Source organism: Vulcanococcus limneticus LL, assembly GCF_002252705.1.
GTDB lineage: Bacteria > Cyanobacteriota > Cyanobacteriia > PCC-6307 > Cyanobiaceae > Vulcanococcus > Vulcanococcus limneticus.
The window spans coordinates 1-6,280 of record NZ_NQLA01000084.1 but is presented as its reverse complement, the minus strand read 5'-3'; the positions used below and the strand labels follow the sequence as shown (position 1 = coordinate 6,280).

The window sequence follows — 6,280 nt, the reverse complement described above, 5'->3', positions numbered from 1 at the left end:
ATCAGCTCCTGCACCTGACGGCCCAGCGTGATCTCCTGCTCGTGGCTCAGCAGCGGCACACGGCCGATGTCGCGCAGGTAGGAGCGCACCAGGTCGCTGCCCGCGCCCACGGGGGTGGCGGCATCGATGCGGATGACGGGGAGGGAGGGCATGGTGCCGCGGAGTTACGAAACCAACTTGTTTCGCAAACCTATCACCGTTCTCCAGTGGGCTCGCCCTGGCGCCGAGGTGGGGACATCCGATCCGCACCCTGGTGCCGGGGTGGGTGCTGTGATGGAACCGCCGACGCCCCAGGCCCCCTCCACACCATGGCCACCGAGCCCCCAGCGGGCGAGCCCCGCGTAGGGGAGCGCCTCCAGAAACTGCTGGCCTCCGCAGGCATCTGCTCCAGGCGACGGGCGGAAGAGCTGCTGCGGGCCGGCCGGGTGAGCGTGAACGGCCAGCGCGCCGGCCTGGGCGATCGCGCCGTGCTGGAGCGCGACCGCGTCTGCGTGGACGGCCAGCCGATCGCGGCGGCCACGCCAGCTGTGCTGCTGCTCAACAAGCCAGCCGGCGTGGTGAGCAGCTGCCACGACCCCGAGGGACGCCCCACGGTGCTGGACCTGCTGCCGCCGGAGCTGGCCCGCGGCCAGGGCCTGCATCCGGTGGGACGCCTGGATGTCGAGAGCCGCGGCGCCCTGGTGCTCAGCAACGACGGCGCCCTCACCCTGCGGCTCACCCACCCCCGCTTCCTGCACCAGAAGACCTACCGGGTGTGGGTGGGCGGCGAGCCCAGCGCCGAGACCCTGGCCGAGTGGCGCCGCGGTGTGCCGCTGGACGGCCAGCCCAGCCAGCCGGTGCAGCTGCGCCGCCTGTGCAGCGAGCGGGGCCACACCCTGCTGGAGCTGGTGATGCGGGAGGGGCGCAACCGCCAGATCCGCCGCACCGCCGAGCTGCTCGGCCACCGGGTGCGGGACCTGCAGCGCATCGCCGTCGGGCCGATCGCCCTGGGGGAGCTGCCCGAGGGCCGCTGGCGGCGGGTCGAACCCCAAGAATGGGGCGACCAGGACCCCCTGCCTTGATGCCGCGGCCCGCCCCGAGCTCCCGCCTGAGCGCGCGCCTCTGGCGCTGGCTGCGGCGCGATACCGGCCCCGGTGGGGGAGCGGGATCGCCAGCGGGCTCCTGCAGCGAAGATCCCCTGCTACAGGCGGGCCGGCTGATCCGTCAACAGCGGGAGGCCCGTGGCCTCAACCTGCGCGAGCTGGCCCTGGAGACCCGCATCAGCACGCCTGTGCTGGAGGCCCTGGAGCGGGGCTGGCGCGACCGCCTACCGGAGGGTACCTACCTGCGCACGATGCTGCCCCTGATCGAGCAGCACCTGGAGCTGCCCGCCGGCAGCCTCGGGGCAGCGCTGCCGCCCGATCCCCCCGGTGGCGGCGGCAACGGGCAGCAGCGGGGGCGTCGGCTGCTGCGCTTCACCCCCGGCTCGATCGACGTCTTCACCACCTGGCAGGGCACCCTCCTCTATGGCGCCATCACCCTGGGGCTGATCTACGGGGTGAACCTGCAGCAGCAGCGGCTGGCGGCCGCCAACCTGCTGAGCGTGCGTCCGATCGCCCCCCTCTCCCCCAGTGAGCAGCTGCGCACGCCGGATGCCGGCAGCACCCTGCTCAAGGCCTATCCAGACCTGCGGCCCCTGCAGCGGGCCGGCGGCGGCGTCGCCCTGAGCACGCTGCAGCGGGTCGAGGCCAGCGCCGCGGCCCGCAGCCAGGGGGCCCTGGCCCTGCAGCTCAGCCAGCCGAGCCGGGTGCGACTGCGCAGCGACAGCGGCCAGCGCAGCGACCTGCAGGGGGCCAGCGGCGAGCTGGTGCTGCAGCTCCAGGCGCCGCTGCAGCTGGAGATCGAGCCCGCACCGGCCGGCGGCGCGGTCAGCTGGAACGGTGAGCCCCTGGCGCCCCTCCCCCAGCAGCCGGGTCGCTTCCAGCTGCCGCAAGCCCCCAGGGCCGCTGGTAGCGCCGGAACGCCGCCAGGGAGCGGCCAGCCCGAGGATCCGGCTCAGCGGCCGTAGCGCCGCGCCAGCTCGCCCAGGCCCCGCAGCGGGCCCTCCAGATCCGCCACGGAGCCCAGCAGCCGCCACTCCCAGTTGCCGCTGCTGGTGCCGGGGGTGTTGAAGCGGGCCGCATCGCCCAGGTGGAGCAGATCCTGGAGAGGCACCACGGCCAGGCCGGCCCGGGAGGCGAGGGCCAGCTCTAGCAGCTGCCAGCCGGGGGCATGCACGGGCCCACCCACACAGACCTCGACGCGGCGGCGCTCCTCCTCACCCAGGCCGTTCCACCAGCCGATGCAGGTGGCGTTGTCGTGGGTGCCGGTGTAGACGACCCAGTGGCTGCCTTGATAGTTGGCCGGCAGGTAGGCGTTGTCGGGGTTGCCGTCGAAGGCGAACTGCAGGATCTTCATGCCCGGCAGACCGTGGCGATCCCGCAGCGCCTCCACCTCCGGGGTGATCACGCCCAGGTCCTCGGCGATCAGGGGCACATCGGCGCCCCCCACGGCGCGGCGGTGCAGGTGGCGTCGCAGCCGCCGCAGCAGGGCCTCGCCCGGGGATGGATGCCAGCGGCCCTCGATGGCCGTGCTGGCCTGGCCGTCCACCCACCAGGCGGCCTCCAGGGCGCGGAAGTGGTCGATGCGCAGGAGATCCACCAGCTGCAGCTGGCGCTCCAGGCGCCGCAACCACCAGCGAAAGCCGGTGAGCCGATGCAACAGCCAGCTGTACACCGGCGTGCCCCAGAGCTGGCCGGTGGCGGCGAAGTAATCGGGTGGGACACCGCTCTGGGTCACCAGGGAGCCGTCTCGGCGCACCGAGAACAGGCGGCGGTGGCTCCAGACATCGGCACTGTCGTGGGCGACGTAGAAGGGCACATCCCCCACGAGCTGCACATCCAGGCGGCGGGCCAGGCCCTGCAGCCGCTGCCACTGCCACTGCAGCTGCCACTGCAGCAGGGCCTCCTGCAACAGGCCAGCGGCCTGCTCGCCATCGAGGGCCCGCAGGGCCCGGCGCGAGCGGTGTGCCAGGGGGGCAGGCCACTGCCACCAGGGCTGCTGGCCGTGCAGCCGCTTCAGCACCACAAAGCGGCAGTGGTCCTGCAGCCAGTGGCTCTCGGCCCGACGCCAGGCTTCAAAGCTGGCCTGCTGGGCCGCACTCCAGCTGGGCTGGCGGCTGGCCAGCCGGGCGGCGAGGGCCTCGGCCCGCTGGGGCGCCGTCTCCAGATCGAGCCGGTCCCAGCGGCCCTCGGGCAAGCCCTGCAGATCTCCAGCCCGCAGCAGCCCGTCGCGCACCAGCTGCTCGGCATCCAGCAGCCAGGGGTTGAGGGCGAAGGCGCTGGGAGAGCTGTAGGGGGAGCCGGTGGAGTCGGTGGGGGCGAGGGGCAGCAGCTGCCACACCTGAATGCCCTGGGCGGCCAGGGCCTCGATCCAGCGCTCGGCCTCCAGGCCAAAGCTGCCGCAGGCGGGGGTGCCGGGCAGGGCTGTGGGATGCAGCAGCACCCCACAGCGGCGCACCCCTGGAGTGGACTCAGCTCCCGGCCCAGGGGCGGGATCCGGACGCGGACGATCGCCGCTCATCGGGCCGGCAGCTTGTAGCGGCCGATGATTTTCTGGGCAAACGACGGGATATGGGCCGCCACCTTCTCGGGGTGATGGCGCCGCAGCCAGAGGGCGTTGCGGGTGAAGTGGGAATCGATCGAGAACCGGCCGTACTCCAGCCCCTTGGGGCCGAAGCGCTCCACGAAGAAACCGATCACATTGGCCAGCCACAGGGGCAGCTTCAGGGCCTTGTCGTAGGCCTCGATACCCTGCTGGACCGCCGCCTGGCGGTTGCCCTGGCTGGTCACAGGCGCCACATCGAGCTCGGCCTCCACCAGATCCAGCAGCACCTGGCCCTTCGGATTGCGCACGGTGAGCCATTGGCGCCCGAACGTCGCCCCCATGTAGCCCACCACCAGATCGGCGCCGGCATTGGTGTAGTCGAAGCAGCTCAGGCAGCTGGGGGCGAACACGTCCTTGAGCCTGGGCGTGTCCAGGCCGAAGAACGGCACGGTTTCCTCGCGGCCGTCGCTGTGGCGGAAGTGAATGCGGAAGTCCTGCATGAACTCGTAGTGCACCACCGTGTCGGGTGAGCTCACGGTGCTCTCCAGGAAGGTCTGCAGCCCCTGGCGGCTCACGTTGTCGACGCAGGGGAGCCCCAGCACGTAGAGCTCATCGAGCGGGAGGGTGGGCTGCACGGCGCGCAGGGCCTGGATCTGGCAGCCCACACCGATCGCCAACAGCCTCTTGATGCCGCTGCCTGGCAACTGCTCCAGCACCTCCAGATTTGGAGAGAGGGTGGGCTTGTTCACCCGCGCCGCCAGCACCTCGTCCGGGGTGCGGGCCAGCACGGGCACGGGGGTGAAGCGATCGCCGGGGCTCTGGCCCACGCACAGGACCGCATCCACCAGCCCCGTCTCAAGGGCCCGCACCCCCAGGCGACTGACGATCCCCGTCCACTGGGCCCCCCCGATCGGCTGGCGCAGCCGGGCGGTGAACATGCGCTGGTGCACACCGAAGTAGAGCTCGTCCTCGTTGTCGAGGTCACGGCTTCGGCCGTGGGCCTCGCTCTCCATCCCCTCAAAGCGCTGGTTCAAAAAGGCGCAGCTGTCCTTCACATAGGCCACCCAGCGGCTGTCGCAGAGACCGCACTGGCTGCAGAGATCCTTGGCCGGATAGACGCTGCCCTTGGCCAGGGGCTTGGCCCGCTCGTGGGGCAGGGCCACCGGACTGCTGGCGGGCGCCGGGGTGCTGGCGGGGGCCGGAGTGCTGGCGCCGGACGCGCGGTTGCTGGGGGCTGAAGTCAACGGGGTCGGGCCGGCGGGGGCATCCGGAGGCCCCACGCTATCGGCCCGGACAGCGATGCCGGCTGGCTGCGTCAGAGTGGGGCCCGTGTAGTCCGTGCCGGCCCCATGGCCCCCAGACGGGAGTCCGCCCCCAGGCGCCCCGAGGCCAGGCCCCCCCGGGGTCCTCAGCCCCGCCCCGCCCGATCCCGCGCCACGAAGCGACGCTCTGCCGTGCGGCTGCTTGCGGCCGGCCTGGGCGTGGCGGCAGGCGTCAGCCTGCTGGGACTGGTCTGGCCCCCGGCCGATCGGGGCCTTCAGGACGACGCCCCCACGACCGCAGCCGCCCTGGCCGATCCCCCCAGCCGGCCGATCACGGTGCTGCTGATCGGCTCCGATGCCGACCGCCGTGGCGCCGTGCGCAACGGAGCCGCCCCCCCCGGCCCGGCCAACAGCGATGCCCTGCTGCTGGTGCGGATCGACCCCAGGACCGGCCTGCAGGTGCTGAACCTGCCGATTGAGCTGGCGGTGTCCCTGCCGGGCGATAAGCGGCCGGTAGCGCTCGGCAGCCTCTACCGCCGCGGCGGCCCGGCCCTGGTGGCGGATGCGGCCGCCGAGCTGGTGGGCTTGCCCAAGGGCCAGCCGGACCGCTACCTGGTGCTGCCCCGCGCCGCCCTGCGGGAACTGGTGGACGGCCTGGGCCGGGTGGAACTGGCCCCGGATCGCACCATGCGCTACCGCGACAAGGCCCAGAACCTGACCATCGACATCCAGGGGGGCCTGCAGCTGCTGGATGGCCCGCAGCTGGAGCAGGTACTGCGCTTCCGCGACGGCGATCGCGGCGAGCCCGGCCGGCGCGATCGTCAGCAGACGGCGATCGAGAGCGTGCTGCAACAGATGGGCCAGAGCCAGCAGCTGCTGCGGCTGCCGGAACTGGTGGGCCGCCTGCAGAACCAGGTGGACACCAACCTGACCCAGAGCGAAGCCCTCAGCCTGCTGGCGGCGAGCCTGCAGCCGGGCCAGCGGCCCCGCTTCCGCAGCCTGCCGCTGAGTGCCCCCGTGGACGCCGAGCAGCCCTTGCGGGAGCTGGCCCCGGAGTCGGCCGATCGGCCCTGGCCCGAGAACTGATGAACCGGGGCTCATCGGGGCAGCCCAGCCGCTCCGGTCAGCCTCAGGCCTCCACCAGCTCCCGCCAACGCAGCCGCAGGTTGTGGGCCAGCTCCAGTGCCGGCTCGTCCGCCAGCCCCTCCGGCCCCGCCAGCCCCTCGAGGGGCAGCCAGCCCAGCCAGGGCAGCCCGTCGCCCTGGCGGGCCGCGCCATCCCAGGGGCCGCCCAGCTGCACCAGTCCCAGCAGCGGCACGCCGGCCGCCGCCAGCAGGGCCCGGTAGGCCGCCGGCGGCCCCGCCAGGTCCGCTTCCGGCAGCAGCAGCAGGGTG

General features: G+C 73.0%; 6 protein-coding genes and 1 pseudogene. 3 read left to right on the top strand and 4 right to left on the bottom strand.

What is annotated here, in order from left to right:
- Positions 1–152 (bottom strand): sigma-70 factor domain-containing protein (locus CJZ98_RS16920; protein ID WP_332835057.1); only part of this gene is annotated, 152 nt, incomplete at its 3' end.
- 156 nt (positions 153–308) lie between these two features.
- Here CJZ98_RS16920 and CJZ98_RS16915 point away from each other — a divergent pair.
- Together CJZ98_RS16915 and CJZ98_RS16910 are read left to right on the top strand one after the other, a co-directional pair.
- Positions 309–1,061, top strand: a complete 753-nt coding sequence (locus tag CJZ98_RS16915) for a pseudouridine synthase (protein WP_094592289.1) — start codon at positions 309–311, stop codon at positions 1,059–1,061.
- Positions 1,061–2,047, top strand: a complete 987-nt coding sequence (locus CJZ98_RS16910; RefSeq protein WP_094592288.1) for a helix-turn-helix domain-containing protein — start codon at positions 1,061–1,063, stop codon at positions 2,045–2,047. The genes CJZ98_RS16915 and CJZ98_RS16910 overlap by 1 nt, the downstream gene beginning before the upstream one ends.
- Here the strand turns inward: CJZ98_RS16910 and malQ are convergent.
- Together malQ and CJZ98_RS16900 are read right to left on the bottom strand one after the other, a co-directional pair.
- A complete protein-coding gene (gene malQ / locus CJZ98_RS16905; RefSeq protein WP_094592287.1) occupies positions 2,035–3,600 on the bottom strand; it encodes a 4-alpha-glucanotransferase in 1,566 nt (521 codons plus the stop codon). The genes CJZ98_RS16910 and malQ overlap by 13 nt on opposite strands.
- Positions 3,597–4,757, bottom strand: a complete 1,161-nt coding sequence (locus tag CJZ98_RS16900; protein WP_232756575.1) for a Coenzyme F420 hydrogenase/dehydrogenase, beta subunit C-terminal domain — start codon at positions 4,755–4,757, stop codon at positions 3,597–3,599. Before CJZ98_RS16900 ends, malQ begins: the two co-directional genes overlap by 4 nt.
- 321 nt (positions 4,758–5,078) lie before the next feature.
- On the opposite strand from CJZ98_RS16900, the gene CJZ98_RS16895 reads away from it, so the two are divergent.
- Positions 5,079–5,972, top strand: a complete 894-nt coding sequence (locus CJZ98_RS16895) for an LCP family protein (protein ID WP_232756574.1) — start codon at positions 5,079–5,081, stop codon at positions 5,970–5,972.
- Positions 5,973–6,015: 43 nt separating this feature from the next.
- Here CJZ98_RS16895 and CJZ98_RS16890 read toward each other — a convergent pair.
- A pseudogene (locus CJZ98_RS16890) lies at positions 6,016–6,280 on the bottom strand (hypothetical protein); the annotation flags it as partial.

Bases quoted from the DNA above. Each gene is read 5' to 3' on its own strand.
- malQ (WP_094592287.1), bottom strand. From the start codon at position 3,600: ATGAGCGGCGATCGTCCGCGTCCGGATCCCGCCCCTGGGCCGGGAGCT.
- CJZ98_RS16915 (WP_094592289.1), top strand. From the start codon at position 309: ATGGCCACCGAGCCCCCAGCGGGCGAGCCCCGCGTAGGGGAGCGCCTC.
- CJZ98_RS16910 (WP_094592288.1), top strand. From the start codon at position 1,061: ATGCCGCGGCCCGCCCCGAGCTCCCGCCTGAGCGCGCGCCTCTGGCGC.